The organism is Rhodococcus sp. IEGM 1307 (assembly GCF_030056915.1).
In the GTDB taxonomy this organism is placed as follows: Bacteria; Actinomycetota; Actinomycetes; order Mycobacteriales; family Mycobacteriaceae; genus Rhodococcus_F; species Rhodococcus_F opacus_D.
The window spans coordinates 323,176-342,894 of record NZ_JASHKW010000005.1 but is presented as its reverse complement, the minus strand read 5'-3'; the positions used below and the strand labels follow the sequence as shown (position 1 = coordinate 342,894).

Sequence of the window (19,719 nt, the reverse complement as noted above, 5' to 3'; positions counted from 1 at the left end):
TCACCCTCACATCGCTCGAGTGATCGTTTTGCCGGTTGCTCACTCTCCCTGGGAGATCCATGAATGTGACTGCTAGTGGGGCATCCACGGACATCATGGCTGTCGCCAACTCGCCTGTTCTCTGGGTGGCCGTTGCCGGCATCTTCGTCGTCATAGTCGTGCAGTCGGCGATCTACATGACCGCGGTCCGCAAGGTGGCACCCGTCGCGGACATGTCGCCGGAAGACATGAAAGTCTCGTTCCGCTCTGGCGCCGTCTCGGCGATCGGACCGTCTCTGGCGGTCTGCCTCGTGGCGATCGCCCTGCTCGCTCTCTTCGGCACGCCCGCCGTCCTGGCCCGCATCGGCTTGATCGGTTCCGCCGCGTACGACGTGTCCGCGGCCAGCATCGCCGCCGACTCCATGGGCGCGAAACTCGGCGCCGACACGTACACCCAGAACGTCTTCGTCGTCGCATTCTTCGCGATGAGCATCGGCGGCGTGATGTGGATGCTGTCCGCGCTCGTCCTCACTCCGCTGCTGAAGCGGGGTGACGCGAAGATTCGCACGGTGAATCCGGCGTTGATGGCGGTCGTTCCGTCCGCGGCCCTGATCGGCGCGTTCGCGTCGCTGGGCTTCCAGGAACTCACGAAGTCCAGCTATCACATCGTTGCGTTCGCCGCCTCCGCGGCCGCAATGGGGATCTGCCTGTTCGTGGCCCGGACGTTCGGCAAGGGCTGGCTCCGTGAATGGGGGCTGGGTATTTCGATCCTCGTCGCCCTCACCGTCACCTACCTGGTCACCTCCTGATTCACGACACGCACGGAAAGGACTTTTCGATGACTACCGACGAAGCCGTAACGGTGTCCACCGGCGCGCGTGCACTCGCCGAGTTCGACAAGACGACGTCCCGCTGGGGTCGGATCACGATGATCGTGGGGCTGCTCCTGTCGATCGGTGCGCCCCTGTACCTGGTGTTCTCGGGTGAGGTGGACGTCACCGCAGGCCAGTTGTGGACCGCGTTCGCCGCGGTGGCCGGGACATTCTTCATCATCTGGCTGGTCGAACCCCTGACCTATTTCCCCATCCTCGGCCCGGCCGCGATGTACCAGGCGTTCATGATCGGCAACATCGCGAACAAGCTGTTGCCGGCCGCGCTGATCGCGCAGACGAACATCGGAGCCAAACCGGGAACCAAGCGGGCCGAACTGGCTGCGGTCCTGGCGATCTGCGGCGCCGCGATGGTGCACCTCGTGTCCCTGGCCGTGTTCGTGGGGCTGCTCGGCACTTGGCTGATCAGCGTGATTCCCGCCGACATCGTGACCGTCACCCGTTCCTACATCCTTCCCTCGGTCCTGGGGGCGGTCCTCGTGCAGGCGATCGTGTCGATGAAGCAGCCCCGGGCCACAGTGGTCGCGCTGCTGGTGGCCGCGGTCATCACGTTCGTCGTGGTTCCGGCGATGCCGAGCCTCGCGCTGTCGTCCACCGCCATCGCGGTGATCGTGACGGCGGTCCTCGCCTGGTTCCTGCGGAACAAGAACGACCAGAGCCCGGCCGAGCTCGCGACCATCGAGTAAGAACCGATACGCGGAGATATCCCACATTCACCTGATTCGAAAGAAGGCTCCATGACCGACCTGCCGATCGCGCTCACCGACGAGCTGCGGACGAAGATGCACGACCTCTACTACCACCTGCACGCGCACCCGGAACTGTCCATGCAGGAACACAAGACCGCCGAGCTGATCCAGACTTCCCTCGTCGCCCTCGGGATCGACACGTTCGTCTGCGGCGGCACCGGAGTGGTGGGTGTCCTGACCAACGGCGAGGGCCCCACGGTGGCCTTCCGCGCCGATTCCGATGGGCTGCCGATCGCGGAAGACACCGGCGTCGACTACGCCAGCGCCGCCACCGGACACCTCGACGACGGCACCGAGGTGCCAGTGATGCACGGCTGCGGCCACGACACACACGTCGCCACCCTGCTCACCGTCGCCGAACTGCTCGCAGGCGCGCGGGAGGCGTGGGCCGGAACGATCGTGTTCCTCTTCCAGCCCGGCGAGGAAACGGCGGCCGGGGCGAAGGCGATGGTCGAGGACGGCCTGTGGGACCGGGCACCCAAGCCGGAGATCGTCTTCGGGCAGCACGTCGGGCCGATGTTGGCCGGCACCGTGCACGTCACGAGTGGCGACGCGATGGCCATGGCCGATTCGCTGAAGGTCACCGTCTACGGCCAGGGTTCACACGGCTCCCAGCCGCAGGATTCGATCGACCCGATCATCCAGGGCGTCAACATGATCAACCGAATCCAGACCATTGTGTCCCGCGAAGTGCACCCCCTGAAGCCGGCGGTCGTCACGGTTGCGACGTTCCATGCGGGGCTGAAGGAGAACATCATCGCGGACCGGGCCGAGTTCACGATCAACGTGCGCACCCTCGACCCCGAGGTGCGTGAGCAGGTCAATGCCGCGCTGCGCCGCATCATCTACGCCGAGGCCGCCGCGTCCGGGGCGCCGAAGCCGCTGATCGAGGAGCTGTACACGTTCCCGCGCAACTACAACGATCCCGACGCCACCGCCGAACTCGTCGCCGAGCTGCAGAAAGTGCTGGGCGAGAACAACGTCACGCCGTCGTCTCCGATGATGGGCTCGGAGGACTTCGGTCTGCTCGCCGAGGTGATCGGCGTGCCGTCGGTGTTCTGGATGTTCGGTGGCCACACCGCGGAGACCCTCGAGAGCGGAAACCCTGTGCCGGTGAACCACTCACCGTACTTCGCCCCCGTCGCGGAGCCCACCCTGTCCACCGGCGTCCAGGCGGCGATGACGGCGATCCTGTCGAAGGTCGGGATCTAGGCCCTCCGGGCCCGTGCGCCTTTCTGGTTGTTCCGCCAACCAGAAAGGCGCACGGGTGGCGGAGCCGCCTCAGTGGGTGGTCAGCGGCGCATCCGCGGTGGCGTCCCCGGCGTCCACGCCGGTCTTCTCGAACCGCAGTCGCGACACGGCGAGTCCGGCGAGGACGAAGGACACGGCCACGAGGATGTACAGCTGGGTGGGCGACCAGTCGCGGTCGAGGAGGGCGCCCGCGACGATCGGGGACGCGATGGCGCCGACGCGGCCGATGCCGATGCCCCAGCCGACGCCGGTGGCCCGGACGGCGGGCGAGTAGACCGACGGCGTGATCGCGTACAGCCCGGCGATGCAGCCGTTGGCGAAGACGCCGATCAGGGCGCCGAGCCCGAACGCGATGACGATGGACGCGGTGGCGGGAACGAAGACGACGAGCAGTACGCCCGCGATCGCCATGTAGGCGATGAGCACACGCTTCAGGGCGAAACGTGCGGACAGCGCCCCGAGCAGGGTGGCGCCGAAGATGCCGCCGAGGTTGAGGAGCACTCCGCCGGTGACGCCCTGGTTCGCGGACATGCCCGCCTCGACCAGCAGTTTCGGGGTCCAGCTGGTGACGAAGTAGAAGCCGAACATCGCCATGAAGAATGCGAACCACACCAGGAGTGTGCTGCGGCGGCGCTGCGGTGACAGCAGGACGCGCATCGCGAATCCGGCGTCGGCGGTGGCGGCGGCACGCGGTGCGGGCAGCTCGTCGAGTCGCGGCTGACCGACCCGCTGGGCGAAGGCATTGATCCGGTCGAGTGCGTTGGCCGGTCGCCGGACGAGCAGGAAGTCGATCGATTCGGGGAGCCGGGCGTAGACGACGGGGATGATGGCCGCCGTGCACAGCCCGCCGAACAGGAACACCGAGCGCCAGCCGAGCGAGTTCTGCAGCACGACGGCGATGATTCCGCCGAGGGTGGCGCCGACGGCGTAGCCGGTGGAGTTGAGACTCACCGCGAGCCCGCGCCAGCGGTTCGACGCGTACTCACTGGCGATGACGTTGCTGCTGGCGAGGATTCCGCCGATGCCGACGCCGGTGAGGGCGCGGAGCAGGCCGAGTTGCATCGCGTTCTGGCTGACCGCCGACAGCAGCATGCCCGTCGACGCGAGTGCCAGGCACAGCAGGATCATGGCGCGGCGGCCGATGGTGTCAGCCCACGGCGCCAGGAACAGCGATCCCGCGGCCATGCCGAACAGTCCGGCGCTGAGCAGGAGGCCGACGACCGAGCCGGACAGATCCCACTCCTGCGATACCGACTGGGCGGTGAACGACATGACGAGGACGTCGAAGCCGTCGAGCACGTTGAGTAGACCGCAGATGGCGATGGCGCCCCATTGGTAGCGCGTCATCGGGCTGTTGTCGATGCGTTCGCGTAGGTCGAATTGCATGCGCGGGACCTGTTCTTCCTCGGAGGTGGGCTGTGATGTGGCTCACGACTCACCTACCGTGGCGGACGGGTCACTCGTTTCCAACTTCGCTTCCGAATGTCGGAATACAGAAGTGGCGGTTGCACGCGGTACTGGGCCATGATTTCTCTGTTGACAACTGGAAGGGTCCGGGCGACCGGCAGTGGGCGAAAGGTCCATGGATGTGACTGGCTCGGGTTTCGGTAATTCCTGGTCGGCGGAGCGGTTGTTCGCCGGGCCGGGCGAGACACGGGAGCGGCTACGCCGCACCGATTGGGCGGCCACGCCGCTGGGCCCGGTCGAGACCTGGTCTGTCGAGTTGCGGGCGGCGGTACGCACGGTGCTGCCCTCCGAGGTCCCGATGTTGCTCTGGTGGGGTCCTGAGCTCGTGCAGATCTTCAACGACCCGTACACCCGGGTCCTCGGCGCCAAGTATCCCGCCGCGATCGGCGAACCCGGGGCGCAGTGCTGGGCGGAGATCTGGGACGAGGTGGGACCGCTCGCCGAGCAGGTGATGTCGGGCGGCGCGGCGACCTACACGGAGAATCAGCCGCTGTACCTGCTGCGGCACGGGTACCTCGAGGAGACGTATTGGACGTTCTCCTACAGTCCGGTGCAGGACGAGGACGGGAACGTCGCCGGCATCTTTGTGGCGACGACCGACGTGACCGCGACCGTGCTCGGGGAGCGGCGACTGGAGACGCTGCGGCAACTGGGCACGGTATCCACCGCGGGCGGCGACGATCCGCTCGTCGACGCCTGCCGTGCGGTCGTGCGGGTACTCGGCGACAGCGGACAAGACGTTCCGCTGGCCGCGATCTACCTCCGCCGGGAGGTCGCCGGCGGCTCGGGCGACGACGCCGCCGACGACCTCGTGCTCGTCGGTGCCGTCGGAGTGGACGACGACGGCGAGTTCAGGCCCGCCCGGATCCCGGCGACCGACGTCACCAGCCACCGTGTCCGGGTGCCGGGCGAGTTCGAGTCCGCCGGGTCGAAGGCGGTGACGGAGGTGCGGCTGTGTCCGTTGATCGTGACGGGTCACGCGGAGCCGGTGGGTGTGCTCGTGCTCGGGATCAGTCCGTATCGCGCGTTCGACGACGCGTATCGGGGCTTCGCCGAGTTGGTGACGGCGAAGGTGTCGACGCTGATCTCGGACGCTCTGGCCTACGAGTTCGAACGGGACCGCGCGGCTGCGCTGGCGGAACTGGACGCGGCGAAGACGCGGTTCTTCCAGAACGTCAGTCACGAGTTCCGTACCCCGTTGACCTTGCTGCTGGGCCCCCTCGAGACTCTGCGAGAGCGGACCGGGGACGAGTCGCCCGCAGATCAGCGTGACGCGATCGCGGCCGCCCACCGGGCAGCGGTCCGGCTACAGCAGCTCGTCGACGACCTTCTCGATCTGTCCAAGGCGGAAGCCGGCCAGCTGCTGCCCCGCCCGGAGCCGACCGATGTCGGCCGGTTGACCGCCGAATGCGTGAGCATGTTCGATTCCGCCGCCGTGCAGGCCGGACTCGCGCTCCGGGCCGACATCGACGAAGGCGCCGGTCCGGTCGAAGTGGACCGCGAGATGTGGGTGAAGATCGTGCTGAACCTCGTGTCGAACGCGGTCAAGTACACCCGGTCCGGATCCGTGTCCGTGGCGCTCCGCCAGGACGCCGGCCGGCTGGTGCTGAGCGTGACCGACACGGGTGTGGGCATTCCCGCCGAAGAACGGGAACGCGTATTCGACAGGTTCTATCGCGTCGAGGCCGGCGGATCAGGCGGCGTCGGCATCGGGCTTTCCCTGGTGGCCGATTTCGCCGCTGCACTCGGTGGTTCCGTCGATCTCGACAGCGCACCGGGCCGGGGCAGCACCTTCACCGTCCGCCTACCGCGGGTCCCGGCGCCGGACGGCGTGACCCCGCGGGCAGACGACCGACCCGTCGGCGCGGTGACGTCCTTCGGCGGCATCGACCAGCGGGAACCGTTCGCCGAGGTCGCGCCCTCGACCGAACCCGGGGCGGACCGCCGCATCCTGCTCGTCGAAGACCATCCGGACCTGCGGGCCTACCTCACACGATTGCTGCACGAGCAGGGCTGGCACGTCGATGCCGTCGCCGACGCGGAGTCCGCGCTGAAGCGCGTCGCCGTCCGCACGCCGCATCTCGTGCTCAGCGACATCATGCTTCCCGGTCGTGACGGCATCGACTTCCTCCGCGAGCTGCGATCGGAGCAGTCGACGGCACGGCTCCCGGTCGTTCTGCTCACCGCCCGAGCGGGAACGGAGTCGACCATCGACGGACTGAACCACGGCGCCGACGACTACATCGTCAAACCGTTTCAGCCGAGCGAACTCGTCGCGCGGGTGCGTGTTCATCTCGAAATGTCGTGGCTTCGTGAAACTCTGGTCACGGAAAGCGAGCTCGAAACGGAACAACTGCGCAAAGCACTGGATACGCGAACAACCCTCAGCCAAGCTGTCGGGCTGACGATGGCCGCCTTCCAGTGCGACGCCGACACCGCCTTCGACAAACTCGCTTCCTATTCGCAGAACCGCAACGTCAAACTTCGGGAGATCGCGGCAGAGGTCGTCGCGAACTTCACCGCAGGCACCGACCGCGAATAGGGCCCCAGTTTCCCCGACCTGCGTTCCGGGTAGGCGTGACCGATGAACGACGATCAGCACGCCGAACCGGAACCCGACGATCCGCGTAAGCCGGATTCGCCCGCGGACCTGACGAAACCGTCCTGGTGGTACGTCATCAGGAAGACGGCGCACGAGTTCACGCGCGACCAGTGCACCGACCTGGCCGCCGCGCTGACGTACTACGCGGTCCTCTCGCTGTTTCCTGCGCTGCTGGCGCTGGTCTCGTTGCTGGGAGTGTTCGGTCAGGGGCAGCGCACCACCGACATGGTCCTGCAGATGGTCGACGACCTCGGGCCGTCCTCCGCCGTGGACACGTTGCGCGACCCCATCGCGCAACTGGTCGCAGCACCGACCGCGGGAATGGCTCTCGTCCTCGGCCTGCTGGGTGCGGTGTGGTCGGCGTCCGGCTACATCGGGGCGTTCGGACGCGCGATGAACCGCATGTACGAGGTCGAGGAGGGGCGTCCCGTGTGGAAGCTCCGGCCCCAGATGCTGGCCGTCACCATCGTCGGCCTGGTCCTGGTCGCGGCCGCTGCGGCGATGCTCGCCCTGAGCGGCCCCGTCGCACGCTCGGTGGGTGACACAATCGGATTCGGCGACACCGCCCTGACCGTGTGGAACATTGCCCGCTGGCCGTTTGTCCTCGGCATCGTCGTGGTGGCCGTGGCCATCCTCTACTACGTCACGCCCAACGTGAAGCAACCCAAGTTCCGCTGGATCAGCGCCGGCGCGTTCCTCGCCATCGTGACGTGGATCGTGGCGTCGGTCCTGTTCGGTCTGTACGTCGCCAACTTCGGCAGCTACAACAAGACGTACGGCTCCCTGGCCGGCGTGATCGTGTTCCTGCTCTGGCTCTGGATCACCAACCTGGCGTTGCTCTTCGGCGCCGAACTGGACGCCGAACTCGAACGCGGACGGGAATTGCAGGCCGGCATTCCGGCCGAGGACGAACTGCAATTGCCGGCCCGCGATACGCGGGTCTCCGACAAGAACGCCGAGAAGTACGAGCAGTACGTGCAGGAGGGCAAGGCGCTGCGCGAGAGCGAGGCCGCGGGCCCGTGAGTACTTGTTAACCGCGGGCGGTTAACAAGTACTCACGGGCGGAACGCCATCGCGTCGTCCAGGATCTTGCCGTGCCGCAGTGCAACCAGGTCGCGGAAGTAGTTCATCCGCAGCCGCCACGGCGCTTTCGAACCCTGCTTCGGAAAAGATTCCACCGACCGCAGCACGTATCCGGCGGCGAAGTCGAGGAACGGCTCCTCCTCGACCGAACTGTCGCGCTCCGGGGCGCACTGCGTGAAGCCGTTCGCGTCCATGTGCGCGAGCAGACGGCAGACATACTCGCACACCAGGTCGGCCTTGAGCGTCCAGGACGCGTTGGTGTACCCGATGACGAACGCGAAGTTGGGCACCCCGCTGAGCATCATTCCCTTGTACGCCATGGTTTCGGTGAGGTCGATGTCGTGGCCGTCGACGGCGAGCGTCATCCCGCCGAACGCGAGCAGGTTCAAACCTGTTGCGGTGACGACCACATCGGCGTGCAATTCCTCACCGGACTTCAGCGTGATCCCGGTTTCGGTGAAGGTGTCGATGTGATCGGTCACGATCGACACCTCGTCGTTCCGAATGGCGCGGAACAGATCCCCGTTGGGCACCAGGCACAGTCGCTGATCCCACGGGTTGTATCGGGGCGTGAAGTGGGTGTCGATGTCGTACCCCTTCGGGAGCCACTTCTCCTGGAGTTGCCGGATGCGGCCCTTCATGAATTCCGGGTATCGCTGGCACAGTTGGTAGATCGCGGTGGCGACCGATGCGTTCTTCAGGCGGGTGAGGGCGTAGGCGAGCTTGGCGGGCAGGTGACGTCGCAGCCTGTTGGCCAGCTTGTCCTTCGCCGGCATCGAGATGATGTAGGTGGGCGACCGCTGCAGCATCGTCACGTGGGCGGCGTCGGCAGCCATGGACGGCGCCAGCGTCACCGCGGTGGCGCCGCTGCCGATGATGACGACCCGCTTGCCCGCATAGTCGAGGTCCTCGGGCCACTGCTGCGGGTGCACGACGCGACCACCGAAGCGGTCGAGCCCGGGGAACTCGGGGGTGTAGCCCTCGTCATAACGGTAGTAGCCGCTGCAGGATATCAGGAAATCGGCGGTGAGCCGGACCGTCTCGCCGGTGTCTGTGCGCTCGGCATCGACCGTCCAGCGCGAATCGGCGGTGGACCACTCGGCACGAACGACCTTGTGCTGGAACCGGATGTTCCGGTCGATCCCGTGCTCGGCGGCGGTCGTGCGGACGTACTCGAGAATCGACGGCCCATCGGCGATGGACTTCTCACCCGACCACGGCTTGAACCGGTAGCCGAGGGTGTACATGTCGGAGTCGGAGCGAATGCCGGGGTAGCGGAACAGGTCCCACGTGCCGCCGATCGATTCGCGGCTCTCCAGGATCGCGTAGCTCCGTCGGGGAAAGTTGTCCTGCAGGTGGTACGCGGCACCGATCCCGGACAGTCCGGCCCCGATGATCAGCACGTCGACGTGTTCGACGGGCGCCTTCGCCCCGGTGGTCTCGGCGGCGGTCTCGGTGTGTGACATGAACACTCTCTCGCTGGCGGGGAAGGGTGGTTACTTCGGGTCTACGGCGACGTCGCCGAGAGCGACATTACGTGCGCTGGTGGACCGGCCGAGCTTCGCGGCTTCCTCGTCCATCAGCGGAAGGATCCGGGGGACGGGCGGCAGCAGGGTGCGGTCCCCGATCCGCGACGTCACCACCGCCTTCAGCCAGGCGAAGATTCCGACCCACCGGGGCACGTAGACCCGGCGTTTCCGCTTGGCCAGGGCGTCCACGAACGCGTCGACGCAGGAGCCCACCGATGTCGTCTTGCCGAGCGGTCCCGGCAGCGAGGCGAGAAATTGGTTGAACGCGGTGAGGTCGGCTTTCGCGTCCTGGACGAGTGGTGTGTCGATCCACGACATGTGGGCCGAGCCCACGGTGACGCCGTGGTGCGCGACTTCGAGGCGAAGGGTGTTGGCGAAATGTTCGATGCCGGCCTTGCTCGCGTTGTACGCGGCCAGCCCGGGTGCGGGCGCGAACGCGGCGAACGACGAGACGACGAGGATGTAGCCCTTGCGTTCGATCACGGACGGCAGTGCAGCGCGGACGGTGTGGAAGACGCCGAGAATGTTGATGTCGATGACCCGCTTGAACGTGGCCGGATCGACGTGCAGGACCGAGCCGAAACTGGCGATGCCGGCGTTCGCGAGTACGAGGTCGATGCCACCGAACTTCGCGACACCGGCGTCGACGGCCTTCTGCACGGCAGCCAGATCGCACACGTCGGCGGCCGCGGCGACCGCGACGTCGTCGCCGAGTTCGGCGGCGAGCGCCTTCAGCGGTTCGGCGTCCAGATCGATCAGAACCAGTTTGACGCCCTTGCGGGCGAGGGCGCGCGACGTTTCTGCGCCGATGCCCCGCGCGGCTCCGGTGACGAGTGCGACTTTGTTCCTGAGCGTGGGCATGGGATCTCCTGGCGTGTGATCTGGCACCGTTCGGTGTCAGTTTGTATCTGGAACTGGACGGTGTCAATATGGGGGTCGTGAGTTCGCCCAGGCTCGACGACACGGGCCGCACCTACCGCGGTGCGGGTCCGCGCCAGCGTCAGGAAGAGCGCCGCGTGCGCCTCGTCGATGCGGCCGTCGAAGTGTTCGGGACCAGCGGTTACCGGTCCGCGACGGTGGAGAAGATCTGTTCGACCGCCGGGCTCACCAAGCGCTACTTCTACGAGTCCTTCGACGGCAGCGAGGCCCTGCTCCTGGCCGCGTACGCGAGTGTGACCGACCGTCTGCGGGACAGCGTCCTGCGCGGTGCGGGGGACGGCGGCGCCGATCTCGATGCGCGGGTTCGCGGTGCGCTGACCGCGTTCTTCCGATCCGTCGCCGACGACCCACGAATCCCGCGGATCGCATTCCAGGAGGTCCTCGGTGTCGGGCCGGAGGTCGACAACGCCTATCGCCGCGTCACCCTGTCGTTCGTGGACGCCGTTCTCGTCGTCATCGGTCCGGCCGTCGACCGGACTGCCTTCCCCGACTTCCACCTGCGCACTCTCGCGACCGGACTGGTGGGAGCCGTGCTGATGATCGCCCAGCAATGGGTGCTGTCGGAGAACCCGCAGCCGATCGAGTCCGTCATCGGCAGCGCGCACACCATCCTCTCGGCCGTCCTGGGCCAGCTCGGTCCCCAGCCCATGTGAGTGGCAAAGCGTCCGGGGGCACGCTTTGCCACTCACGTGCGCTGACCTGGGATTGCATTGCGCCGGCGGCAATCCGGGCAAACCCCTGACGCCACTACATATATGTTGTTAAATACCTGACATGCCCAGTGCTGTGCACTGCCCATCACCGTGGGTCCGCAACACCACGATCCGCGCGGTGCTCGTCGCGCTGCTCGGGGTGGTCGCGCTCGTGGCGCCGACGCCGATCGTCGCGCACGCCACCGACTATGAGGGCCTGCTCGACATCACACCGGCGAACGCGGCGGCGGAGACCATCGGCGGACTCGACCCCCGGCTGGCCACCGACTCCGCCGTACTCGGCGCCGCGCTGGCGGCCGCCCGCTCCGACGGTGTCGCTCCGACGCGGTATTCCGCTCTTCTGCAACAGTATTGGCTCGCTCGAGGATCCGAGGCGTCCGGCATCGACCTGGCCGCCTGGGATCCGAACGCAGGGCTGATCGCCAACGCAGCGGTGGTCGACCGGGTCTACGAGAACTACGGCCGGTACCAACTCCAGCGCACCGAGCTCTACTGGTCCGGCATGGCCGGGTTGGCGGGAGGGTCGTTCGCCGCCGGCTTCTGGGACCTCGACCTCGGCCGCACCGTGCTCGGGGTCGACGCCGTCCACACCCTCGGCAACGCCGTCGCGTCGACGGTCCGGGGGTTGCCCGGCGAGGCGATGACGCTCCTGCCTGCGGACCCGAGAACGCTCGCCACCGTCGGCCCGACGATGACCGCCGAGGACATGGACTGGTACCAGAAGCGCCTGCTGATGATGCAGAAGCACATCTACTTCGACATGGTGCCCATGCACGAGGCGTACCTGAACGAGGGCACGGCCGCTGTCGAGGAGATGGCCGCCGCCGGACTGCTCGACGAGAACGCCCAGATCGCGTGGAGCGGCATCTTCTCCGGCACTCCGGCGGGGTACGCGGACGCGCTGTTCCGGATGGCGTCGCGCGAGCAGAATCAGATCATCGCCGATCAGTGGGACGTCACCGCGGCAGCCCGTGACGGCGTCGGCCGCGCGCTCACGTACGCTACCACCGTCGCGGCGCAACCGTCGGTTCCCGGCTCGCGCGCACCGGGTCAGGTCGCGCCGATGTCGGTCGACGGCGACGTGAACGGCTCGGCCTATCGCCTCCGCACGCCCCTGCCCGGCTTCAACTGGGCCGATCGCGAACCGCGCTGGCAGTACATCGTCAGTGACATCGCGTCGTCCTACCAGCGGCTGGCCGAGGGTCGTCCGGGAGAGTTGCGGGCCCTGCTGGCCATCCCGTTCCGCGACTTCGTCGAGGGCCAGCGGGTGCTGCGGCGGGTGCCCGACCTCGCCCGCGACATGAGCACCGGCTGGGAGTTGTCCCCGGCGCAGCCGTAGCCGTTGCAGGACGAACGGGACGCTCGTTCGATCTGACGCAACGACCGTCCCGTTCGTCCGGGGCGCGAGGCCGGCTTTCCAATGGATGGATGTGACGTTGCGCACGCGTAGGTGCGGTTGGCACGTTGTGTCACACCACGCCAGGCCCGATCGCAGGAGAGTCGATGAACGTATCCGCCGTCACGCACGACAGCCCGACGACCGCGACACCCACCGAGGTCGCGAAGACGCCGAAGAAGGCGGCGCTCGCGTCGTTCCTCGGCAGTGCGCTCGAGTACTACGACTTCTTCATCTACGGATCCGCCGCCGCCCTCGTCTTCGGGCACACGTTCTTCCCGGCCGGCAACGACGCGATCGGCACGGTCGCCGCGCTCGCGACGTTCGGCGTGGGCTACGTGGCCCGGCCCGTCGGCGGAATAGTGCTGGGGCATTTCGGAGACAAGCTGGGCCGCAAGAAGATTCTGCTGCTGACCCTGCTCATCATGGGTCTGTCCAGTCTCGCGATCGGATTCCTGCCCACGTACGAGCAGATCGGCATCGCCGCTCCGATCCTCCTCGTGCTGTGCCGCCTCGCGCAGGGATTCTCCGCAGGCGGCGAGGCCGCCGGAGCCAGCACCCTCACGCTCGAGCACTCACCCGAGGGGCGGCGGGCGTTCTTCACCAGCTTCACTATGACCGGATATGCCGCCGGGATGGTCCTCGCGACCCTCGTCTTCATCCCCGTGGCCGCGCTGCCGAAAGACCAACTCGACAGCTGGGGTTGGCGAATTCCGTTCTGGTGCAGCGCGGTGATGCTCGTGGTGGCCTACTTCGTGCGCACCAAGCTCGACGAGACCCCGGTGTTCGAGGAGTCGCGCGAGCACGCGGAAGTGCAGAAGCTGCCCGTCGTCACCGTCGTGACCACCCAGTGGCGGGACGTCTTGCGGATCGCGCTGTGCTCGCTGTTCGCGGTGGGGCAGACCGTGTTCACGGTCTTCGGGCTCGCCTACGCCACCGGACCCGACGTCGGCATCGACCGCACCACGATGCTGTGGGCGTCGTCGGTGTCGATCGCGGGCTCCATCGTCGCGATCCCGTTGCTCGCCAAGCTGTCGGACCGCGTCGGACGCCGCCCCGTCTGGGTCACCGGCGCCCTCGGGTGCGCCGTGACGATCTTCGGGTACTTCTGGGCCATCTCCGTCGGCTCCATTCCACTGATCTTCCTCGCCGCGCTGCTTACGATGACGCTGTTCTACTCGATGGTGAACGGTCTGTGGCCGAGCTTCTTCACCGAGATGTTCGCGGCGCCCGTGCGCTACTCCGGTTTCGCGGTCGGTACGCAGATCGGCTTCCTCATCGCCGGCTTCGCCCCGGCGATCGGCTGGGCGCTGCTCGGTACCGGGGTGAACGCGTGGGTCCCCGTGGCGGTGTTCACGGCGCTCTGCATGCTGGTCTCGTCCGTCGCCGCCTTCACCGCCCGTGAGACGTACCGGGTGCCGCTGGCCGAACTCGGGCGTCCGTCGCCCCCTCGGGAGTAGCCGGAGGACAATAGGGCGATGTCACGGACACCGACAGGAGAATCGGTCACTGCCCGCGTCGTGAGGGTCTTGTCCTCATTCGACGCGGACACACCATCCCTGTCGGTGTCCGACATCGCGCGTCGATCCGACCTCCCCGTCGCGACGGCGCACCGCATCGTCGGGGAACTCGTGAAGTACCGCCTCCTCGAACGCAACGACACCCGCATCAGCATCGGCGTGCGGATGTGGGAACTGGGGTCCCGCGGGTCGCACACCCTGAGCCTGCGTGAAGCCGCGATGCCGTTCATGGAAGACGTGAACGCCGCGATCAAGCAACACACCCAACTGGGCATCCTCGACGGCAACGAGGTGCTGTTCGTCGAACGGCTCTCCACCCGCGGATCCGTCGTCAACGTCACCAAGATCGCCGGACGTCTTCCGGTGCACGCCTGCTCGTCCGGTCTGGTCCTGATGGCCAACGCCTCCCGCGACGTGCAGGACGAACTGCTGTCGCAGCCGCTCGAGCGCTACACCGACGCCACGGTCACCGACCCCGAGCAGATGCGACGTCTTCTCGCCGAGGTCCGGCACCAGCACTTCGCGGTAGCCGCAGGTCTCATCACACCCGGAGCGACGGGAGTCGCTGTGCCCGTGCGGGACACCGACGGCGGCAGGGTGATCGCCGCCCTGTCCGTCGTCATACCGCACGATCAGGCCAACCCGCAGTCGGTGGTCGCGGCGCTGACGACGGCGTCGCGCGGCATCACCCGGGCGATGACGCGCGGATCGCGGCACTGACAGAAACCCTTTCCATCCATTGGAGTCGCGTTGTGACTCGGGTCTCGGGTCGGTCAGAGTGATTGTCACGAACACACCGTCACCGATCACGCATCGCGATCCGAAAGTCACTGCACACCAGAACTTTCGCCGATGCCTGATCGAGTGCCGACTCTCCAGGGAAGGTCCAAGCATGAGCTCGAAAACTGTCAAATGCGACCTGTTGGTCATCGGATCCGGGGCCGCAGGCATGGCCGCCGCACTCAAGGCGGCGAGCGAGGGGCACAGCGTCATCGTCGCCGAGAAGTCGCAGTGGCTCGGCGGCACCACCGCGATCTCAGGAGGCTGGGCGTGGGTGCCCGGCAACAAGCAGGGCGTCGCGCAGGGTGACACCCGTCAGGACATCGAAACCTACATCCGCGCCCTCGCCAAGGACTGCTACAAGGCCGAGATGGTCGACACGTTCCTCGACGAGGTGCCTGAGGCCATCGACTGGCTCGAGCGCGACACCGACGTCGAATTCGTCTATCCGGAAATGGCTCCGGACTACCAGATGGACGCGCCGGGCGCGAAGCCGTCGGGCCGCGCGATCTCCGGCAAGGTGGTCGACGCGCGCACCCTCGGCGAAAACCGGCTGCGGTTGCGCCCCTACCTCGACACCTACACCGTCTTCGGTTACATGCCCGAAGTCGGGCCCGACATCGCACAGTTCCTCCACGCCAACCAGTCGTGGAAATCGTTTGCCTACGTGTCGAAGAAGCTCCTCAAGACGTGGGTCGAGACGGTCCTCTGCCGCCGATCGTTCGACCGGACCAACGGCAATTCGCTCATGGTGCGGATGGTGTCGTCCGCCGCGAAGCTCGGCATCCGGATGTGGACCGAGACGCCCGTGACGAAGATTCTGCAGTCGGAGAACGGCGTCGTCACCGGGGCGGTACTCGGGGGAGTGCACGCGGGAACCGTGGAGGCGCGGCTCGGCGTCGTCATCGCGGCCGGCGGCTACTCCTCGGATCCGGCGCTGCGAGCCGAGTACTGGGGTCATGATCCGCACGGCGACAACCACTTCACTCCCACGGTCGGGCACGACGGCGACAACGTGCGACTGGCCGCGCCGCTCGGCGGGCACGTCGACACCGACGTCCACGAGCCGGCCGCGTGGGCCCCGGTGACGGTGTTCACCGGCCTGCGCGGGCAACAGCGGATCTTCCCGCACCTGCGGGCATTCGGCCTTCCCGGACTGATCGCCGTGAACCGCAAGGGTGAACGTTTCGCCAACGAGTCGAGTTCCTACCACGACTTCGGCATGGCGATGATTCAGGACAACGACGGCCAGGACGCGACATTCGGTTACATCATCGCCGACTCGAAAGCCATGAACAAGTACGGCATCGGCTACGCCAAGCCGTGGCCGATCCCGCAGGGCTATTTCAAGAAGACCGGATTCCTCCACAAGGCCGACACGGTCGAGGAACTCGCCCGCGAGATCGGTGTCGACGTCGCCGGGCTGAAGAAGACCCTCGCCGAGTTCAACGCGGGAGCCGCGAAGGGGGAGGACCCGAAGTTCAACCGCGGGTCGAACTGGTTCCACCACTTCAAGGGCGACATGGAACACCAGCCCAACCCGAACCTCGAGCCACTCGACAAGGGACCGTACTACGCCGCGAAGATCGAGATGGGCGACCTCGGAGCCTATTCCGGTCTGGCCGTCGACCGGCACAGCCAGGTCCTCGACGACGACAACCAGCCGATCCCCGGCCTGTTCGCCGCCGGTTCCGCGGCGGTGAGCATCTTCGGCGGCGGCTACCCGGGTTACGGCGCCAACATCGGGCCCGCCCTCGTCTTCGGATACACCATCGGCCGGGACGCCGAGATCCTCGCGTCGCTGCGCAGTGAATCCGTCGAGCCGACCGTCCTGGAAGAGGTCTGACGTGCCGTTCTTCCTCGTCCGCTACGTATACACCGGCGACACGGCCGGCCGGGACGAGCACCGTCCCGAACACAAGAGCCACCTGCAAGCCGCCGCCGACCGCGGACTGATCCTCGGATCCGGACCGTTCGCGGCAGGAGAAGACCCCGGCGCGGCGATGATCTACGAGGCCGCGGGCAAACACGACGTCGTCGACGTCGTCGAGGGCGACCCGTTCCGGACCCGCGGGTTCGTCGCGTCGTACGACATCACCGAATGGAATCCGATGATCGGCCCGTGGGCCGTCGCTGCAGTGGGAGGTAGGTCATGACGGGTCGAGTGGCAGGGAAGGTCGCCGTCGTCACGGGGGCGAACGGTGACCTGGGTGGCGCGACCGCGCGGATGCTCGCGCGAGAGGGCGCGCTGATCGCGGCCCTCGACCTCAAAGTGCCGGATGCGCCGTGGGATTCGACGGCGATCACGTCGTTCGCGGTCGACGTCACCGACGAGGCCGGCGTCGCCGAGGCCGTCGCAGCGGTGGTGGAGACTGTGGGTGTTCCCGACATCCTGGTCAACTGCGCCGGCATCATCGGGCGGCCCGCGCCGTCGCACGAGGCGTCGGTCGCCGAGTTCGACCAGATCTTCGACGTCAACGTCAAGGGTGTCTGGCTGATCACCAAGCACGTCGTGCCCCACATGATCGGCCGGAAGAAGGGCAGCATCGTGAACTTCTCGTCGATCCACGGGCTGACCGGAGGCTCCAACGTCCCGCTTTACCACGCGTCGAAAGGTGCTGTGCGACTGCTGAGCAAGGCAGACGCCGTCACGTACGGGCCGCACGGAATTCGCGTCAACTCGATCCACCCCGGGTCGATGCGGACGGCAATGAGTCAGCGGTCGGCCGAGGGCAGCGCGATCGGACCGGAGGAGTACTACCGTCAACTCGTCTCGGGCAACCCTCTCCCGCGGCAGGGGGAACCCGACGAGATCGCGTACGGGGTGCTCTACCTCGCCTCGGACGAGTCCGGCTTCACCACCGGCACCGAACTTGTCGTCGACGGTGGGTACACGGCGCACTGACCCGGTTGTCGCGCCCAATGTCACACTGGTTCAGTCCGACTGCACCGGTGTGACATTGGGCGCGGATGTCAGTCGAAGTGTCGCACCAGACGGCGGTGCCGGTGGGCGAAGAACGCGCGGAGGACGCGGGCGAGCACCGGCGTCAGCGGCACCAGCGGCAGCCTCGGCTCGAACGTGATCCGGTCGTGGACGCCGGTGCTCCCGTCGTCGAAGGGCCGCAGCGTCCGTTCGTGCTCCCACCGGCGCATGCTGAGCATCGTCGACTTCTCGTGGAACCGCCGACACGGCTCGAGTTCGGCGATGGTCAGATCGTCGTAATCGAACGGGACGAGCCCGAACAGCCGCAGCCACGCTCGCCCGAGCGGCTCACCGATCGGGACCGAGTCGATGGTGATCGAGTCCCGACCCCGCGGGATGCTCATCGTCATCCACGGACGCATTTCGTCGTTGATCCCCTCCGGGTCGACGACCCTCGCCCACACCTGCCCGATCGGTGCGCCGACGACCGAGCTGCGTTCGATGATCACCGTTCCATCTTCGTTCGACCTCGCATGGGTGTGCAAGCCGCCCTGAAGCCCGGTCCGGTCCTCGGCGCGGCACCGGACCGACCGGGTCTATGCCGGCGACTGGCGGGCTTCTGGGCTGGGGTGAGACGCGCGGGCGCAGTGCGTTGCCGTCGCACCCGGTCTCGCGTCGCCGCCGACGTGGCCTATGCCGCCGACACCGTCGACAGAGAGGGGAGCGCGCCTATTCGTCGTCCACGCTGAGTCGGTGGGTGTGGGTGATCGGGCACTACGACGCGGACCGCGTGCCTGCAGAGTCCTGCAGCGGAAGCTTGGTTTCCTCGAACCTGTCCGGGGATCCGACGGCACTGAACCGCCGCGGCCGATCCAGGACGCCGCGGGCTGCGTTGCGGGTGGAGGACATCGTCGCCCTTGTATCCACTCTGCCCGGCAGGCTGTTACTGGCTGGGCGGTGGGGTCCACGTATGGATCTCACTGTGCGAACGACGATACGGTCGACGATTATGGCAGCAAACTCCCATTACGGATTCTCCCGCTCTCACTATATGGCGGGGAGTGGGGCTTGCGGCAAGGCCCCTGACGTGCTGCACAATCGTCCGACGAGAACAACGGATGGGGTTGTTGTGACGAAACCTTTCGAAGTGCACGAGTCGGGCGCGCTCTTTCACGGCACCAAGGCAGACCTTTCGGTGGGTGATGTGCTGGTGCCCGGGTACCTGTCGAACTACGGGGTCGGGCGCCTCTCGAACCACGTTTATGTGACGCAAACATTGGATGCCGCAGTGTGGGGAGCGGAGTTGGCTATAGGCGAGGGCAGGGGGCGCATCTACATCGTGGAACCGGAAGGCGCATTGGAGGACGACCCCAACGTGACGGACAAGAAGTTTCCCGGAAATCCGACCCGCTCCTACCGCACACGGGAGCCCGTGAGAATAGTCGGCGAGATCACGGACTGGGTGGGGCATTCACCCGAACAGCTCCAAACCATGCGGGACGGTTTGGCCGACCTCGAGCGCCGGGGACTTGCCGTCATCTACGACTAGCTCCCGGACGCGCCGATCGAGTGGGCGCCGGGGGCCCAGGGGAGGGTGTGGAGTTTGGTGTTTGTCCTATGAGCCAGGTGATGATGATTAGGCGCCCCTGTCCGGGGTAAACAGGGCTTACGCACCCCGCCGGGAACGGTTCCGTGATGTATCTCGCCGCCCACCGACGCCGAGGTGCGGGGTGACAACTCGGCAACTGCGGGTGAGGGTGATGAAAACCAAAGGTCGTTTGGTGGTGGCGGTCGGGGCCGGCTTTCTACTGAGGGGCTGGACCGCGAAGCTCGCGAGTTCCCCGGAGGTCGCCAAGCTGACCGAGTCTATTCGGGTAGAGCTGATGACCGCCGCGAAA

General features: G+C 66.9%; 18 protein-coding genes. 13 read left to right on the top strand and 5 right to left on the bottom strand.

The genetic code is table 11. The annotated features are described in order from the left end of the window. The first annotated feature begins 95 nt into the window (after window positions 1–95). Genes QM841_RS12445 through QM841_RS12435 form a run of 3 tightly spaced genes read left to right on the top strand, consistent with a single transcriptional unit; the run spans window position 96 to window position 2,830 of the window. The gene (locus QM841_RS12445; protein ID WP_009475682.1) at window positions 96–788 is read left to right on the top strand and encodes a DUF5058 family protein; all 693 of its coding nucleotides are present in this window, start codon (window positions 96–98) and stop codon (window positions 786–788) included. A gap of 29 nt (window positions 789–817) precedes the next feature. Further along, complete coding sequence (locus QM841_RS12440; protein ID WP_009475681.1) at window positions 818–1,555, top strand: hypothetical protein; 738 nt, start codon at window positions 818–820, stop codon at window positions 1,553–1,555. A gap of 51 nt (window positions 1,556–1,606) precedes the next feature. Continuing rightward, a complete protein-coding gene (locus QM841_RS12435; protein ID WP_283332223.1) occupies window positions 1,607–2,830 on the top strand; it encodes an amidohydrolase in 1,224 nt (407 codons plus the stop codon). Window positions 2,831–2,899: 69 nt separating this feature from the next. Here QM841_RS12435 and QM841_RS12430 read toward each other — a convergent pair whose 3' ends face one another. Then, a complete protein-coding gene (locus tag QM841_RS12430) occupies window positions 2,900–4,255 on the bottom strand; it encodes an MFS transporter (protein ID WP_283332222.1) in 1,356 nt (451 codons plus the stop codon). Between the two features lie 196 nt (window positions 4,256–4,451). Between QM841_RS12430 and QM841_RS12425 the strand changes: the two genes are divergently transcribed. After that, a complete protein-coding gene (locus tag QM841_RS12425; RefSeq protein WP_283332221.1) occupies window positions 4,452–6,878 on the top strand; it encodes a response regulator in 2,427 nt (808 codons plus the stop codon). Window positions 6,879–6,920: 42 nt separating this feature from the next. Next, window positions 6,921–7,961, top strand: a complete 1,041-nt coding sequence (locus tag QM841_RS12420; protein WP_283332220.1) for a YihY/virulence factor BrkB family protein — start codon at window positions 6,921–6,923, stop codon at window positions 7,959–7,961. Between the two features lie 32 nt (window positions 7,962–7,993). Here the strand turns inward: QM841_RS12420 and QM841_RS12415 are convergent, their stop codons facing one another. Next, window positions 7,994–9,487 (bottom strand): flavin-containing monooxygenase, encoded by a 1,494-nt coding sequence (locus tag QM841_RS12415; protein WP_283332219.1) that lies wholly within the window; start codon window positions 9,485–9,487, stop codon window positions 7,994–7,996. A gap of 30 nt (window positions 9,488–9,517) precedes the next feature. Continuing rightward, entirely contained in the window at window positions 9,518–10,411 is an 894-nt protein-coding gene (locus tag QM841_RS12410; RefSeq protein WP_283332218.1) for an SDR family oxidoreductase, read from the bottom strand. A gap of 77 nt (window positions 10,412–10,488) precedes the next feature. Between QM841_RS12410 and QM841_RS12405 the strand changes: the two genes are divergently transcribed. The 7 genes from QM841_RS12405 to QM841_RS12375 all read left to right on the top strand — a co-directional run bounded on the left by QM841_RS12405 (window position 10,489) and on the right by QM841_RS12375 (window position 17,803). Next, the gene (locus QM841_RS12405) at window positions 10,489–11,142 is read left to right on the top strand and encodes a TetR/AcrR family transcriptional regulator (protein WP_283332217.1); all 654 of its coding nucleotides are present in this window, start codon (window positions 10,489–10,491) and stop codon (window positions 11,140–11,142) included. A 121-nt stretch (window positions 11,143–11,263) separates the two neighbouring features. After that, a complete protein-coding gene (locus QM841_RS12400) occupies window positions 11,264–12,541 on the top strand; it encodes a hypothetical protein (RefSeq protein WP_283332216.1) in 1,278 nt (425 codons plus the stop codon). A gap of 164 nt (window positions 12,542–12,705) precedes the next feature. Further along, window positions 12,706–14,058 (top strand): MFS transporter, encoded by a 1,353-nt coding sequence (locus QM841_RS12395; RefSeq protein ID WP_283332215.1) that lies wholly within the window; start codon window positions 12,706–12,708, stop codon window positions 14,056–14,058. Window positions 14,059–14,076: 18 nt separating this feature from the next. Then, the gene (locus tag QM841_RS12390) at window positions 14,077–14,838 is read left to right on the top strand and encodes an IclR family transcriptional regulator (protein ID WP_005575358.1); all 762 of its coding nucleotides are present in this window, start codon (window positions 14,077–14,079) and stop codon (window positions 14,836–14,838) included. A 172-nt stretch (window positions 14,839–15,010) separates the two neighbouring features. Then, the gene (chcC2, locus tag QM841_RS12385; protein WP_283332214.1) at window positions 15,011–16,744 is read left to right on the top strand and encodes a 4-oxocyclohex-2-ene-1-carboxylate 5-dehydrogenase; all 1,734 of its coding nucleotides are present in this window, start codon (window positions 15,011–15,013) and stop codon (window positions 16,742–16,744) included. 1 nt (window position 16,745) lies between these two features. Continuing rightward, the gene (locus QM841_RS12380; protein WP_283332213.1) at window positions 16,746–17,054 is read left to right on the top strand and encodes a YciI family protein; all 309 of its coding nucleotides are present in this window, start codon (window positions 16,746–16,748) and stop codon (window positions 17,052–17,054) included. Beyond that, window positions 17,051–17,803: an SDR family NAD(P)-dependent oxidoreductase gene (locus tag QM841_RS12375; protein WP_283332212.1), complete on the top strand. Its 753-nt coding sequence runs from the start codon at window positions 17,051–17,053 to the stop codon at window positions 17,801–17,803. The genes QM841_RS12380 and QM841_RS12375 overlap by 4 nt, the downstream gene beginning before the upstream one ends. 68 nt (window positions 17,804–17,871) lie before the next feature. Here QM841_RS12375 and QM841_RS12370 read toward each other — a convergent pair whose 3' ends face one another. Beyond that, window positions 17,872–18,330, bottom strand: a complete 459-nt coding sequence (locus tag QM841_RS12370) for an Rv1443c family protein (protein WP_283332211.1) — start codon at window positions 18,328–18,330, stop codon at window positions 17,872–17,874. Between the two features lie 265 nt (window positions 18,331–18,595). Beyond that, entirely contained in the window at window positions 18,596–18,730 is a 135-nt protein-coding gene (locus tag QM841_RS12365) for a hypothetical protein (RefSeq protein ID WP_283332210.1), read from the bottom strand. Between the two features lie 142 nt (window positions 18,731–18,872). Here QM841_RS12365 and arr point away from each other — a divergent pair, with 142 nt between their 5' ends. Continuing rightward, window positions 18,873–19,370 carry an NAD(+)--rifampin ADP-ribosyltransferase gene (gene arr / locus QM841_RS12360; RefSeq protein WP_502943258.1) on the top strand — a complete coding sequence of 166 codons (498 nt, stop codon included), beginning with the start codon at window positions 18,873–18,875 and terminating at the stop codon, window positions 19,368–19,370. Window positions 19,371–19,719: the final 349 nt, after the last annotated feature.

Excerpts from the sequence above, each read along its gene's own strand:
- QM841_RS12445 (WP_009475682.1), top strand. The coding sequence starts at position 96 with ATGGCTGTCGCCAACTCGCCTGTTCTCTGGGTGGCCGTTGCCGGCATC.
- chcC2 (WP_283332214.1), top strand. The coding sequence starts at position 15,011 with ATGAGCTCGAAAACTGTCAAATGCGACCTGTTGGTCATCGGATCCGGG.
- QM841_RS12390 (WP_005575358.1), top strand. The coding sequence starts at position 14,077 with ATGTCACGGACACCGACAGGAGAATCGGTCACTGCCCGCGTCGTGAGG.
- QM841_RS12420 (WP_283332220.1), top strand. The coding sequence starts at position 6,921 with ATGAACGACGATCAGCACGCCGAACCGGAACCCGACGATCCGCGTAAG.
- QM841_RS12395 (WP_283332215.1), top strand. The coding sequence starts at position 12,706 with ATGAACGTATCCGCCGTCACGCACGACAGCCCGACGACCGCGACACCC.
- QM841_RS12400 (WP_283332216.1), top strand. The coding sequence starts at position 11,264 with ATGCCCAGTGCTGTGCACTGCCCATCACCGTGGGTCCGCAACACCACG.
- QM841_RS12365 (WP_283332210.1), bottom strand. The coding sequence starts at position 18,730 with ATGTCCTCCACCCGCAACGCAGCCCGCGGCGTCCTGGATCGGCCGCGG.
- QM841_RS12415 (WP_283332219.1), bottom strand. The coding sequence starts at position 9,487 with ATGTCACACACCGAGACCGCCGCCGAGACCACCGGGGCGAAGGCGCCC.
- QM841_RS12425 (WP_283332221.1), top strand. The coding sequence starts at position 4,452 with ATGGATGTGACTGGCTCGGGTTTCGGTAATTCCTGGTCGGCGGAGCGG.
- QM841_RS12430 (WP_283332222.1), bottom strand. The coding sequence starts at position 4,255 with ATGCAATTCGACCTACGCGAACGCATCGACAACAGCCCGATGACGCGC.
- QM841_RS12435 (WP_283332223.1), top strand. The coding sequence starts at position 1,607 with ATGACCGACCTGCCGATCGCGCTCACCGACGAGCTGCGGACGAAGATG.
- arr (WP_502943258.1), top strand. The coding sequence starts at position 18,873 with ATGGCGGGGAGTGGGGCTTGCGGCAAGGCCCCTGACGTGCTGCACAAT.
- QM841_RS12410 (WP_283332218.1), bottom strand. The coding sequence starts at position 10,411 with ATGCCCACGCTCAGGAACAAAGTCGCACTCGTCACCGGAGCCGCGCGG.
- QM841_RS12375 (WP_283332212.1), top strand. The coding sequence starts at position 17,051 with ATGACGGGTCGAGTGGCAGGGAAGGTCGCCGTCGTCACGGGGGCGAAC.
- QM841_RS12440 (WP_009475681.1), top strand. The coding sequence starts at position 818 with ATGACTACCGACGAAGCCGTAACGGTGTCCACCGGCGCGCGTGCACTC.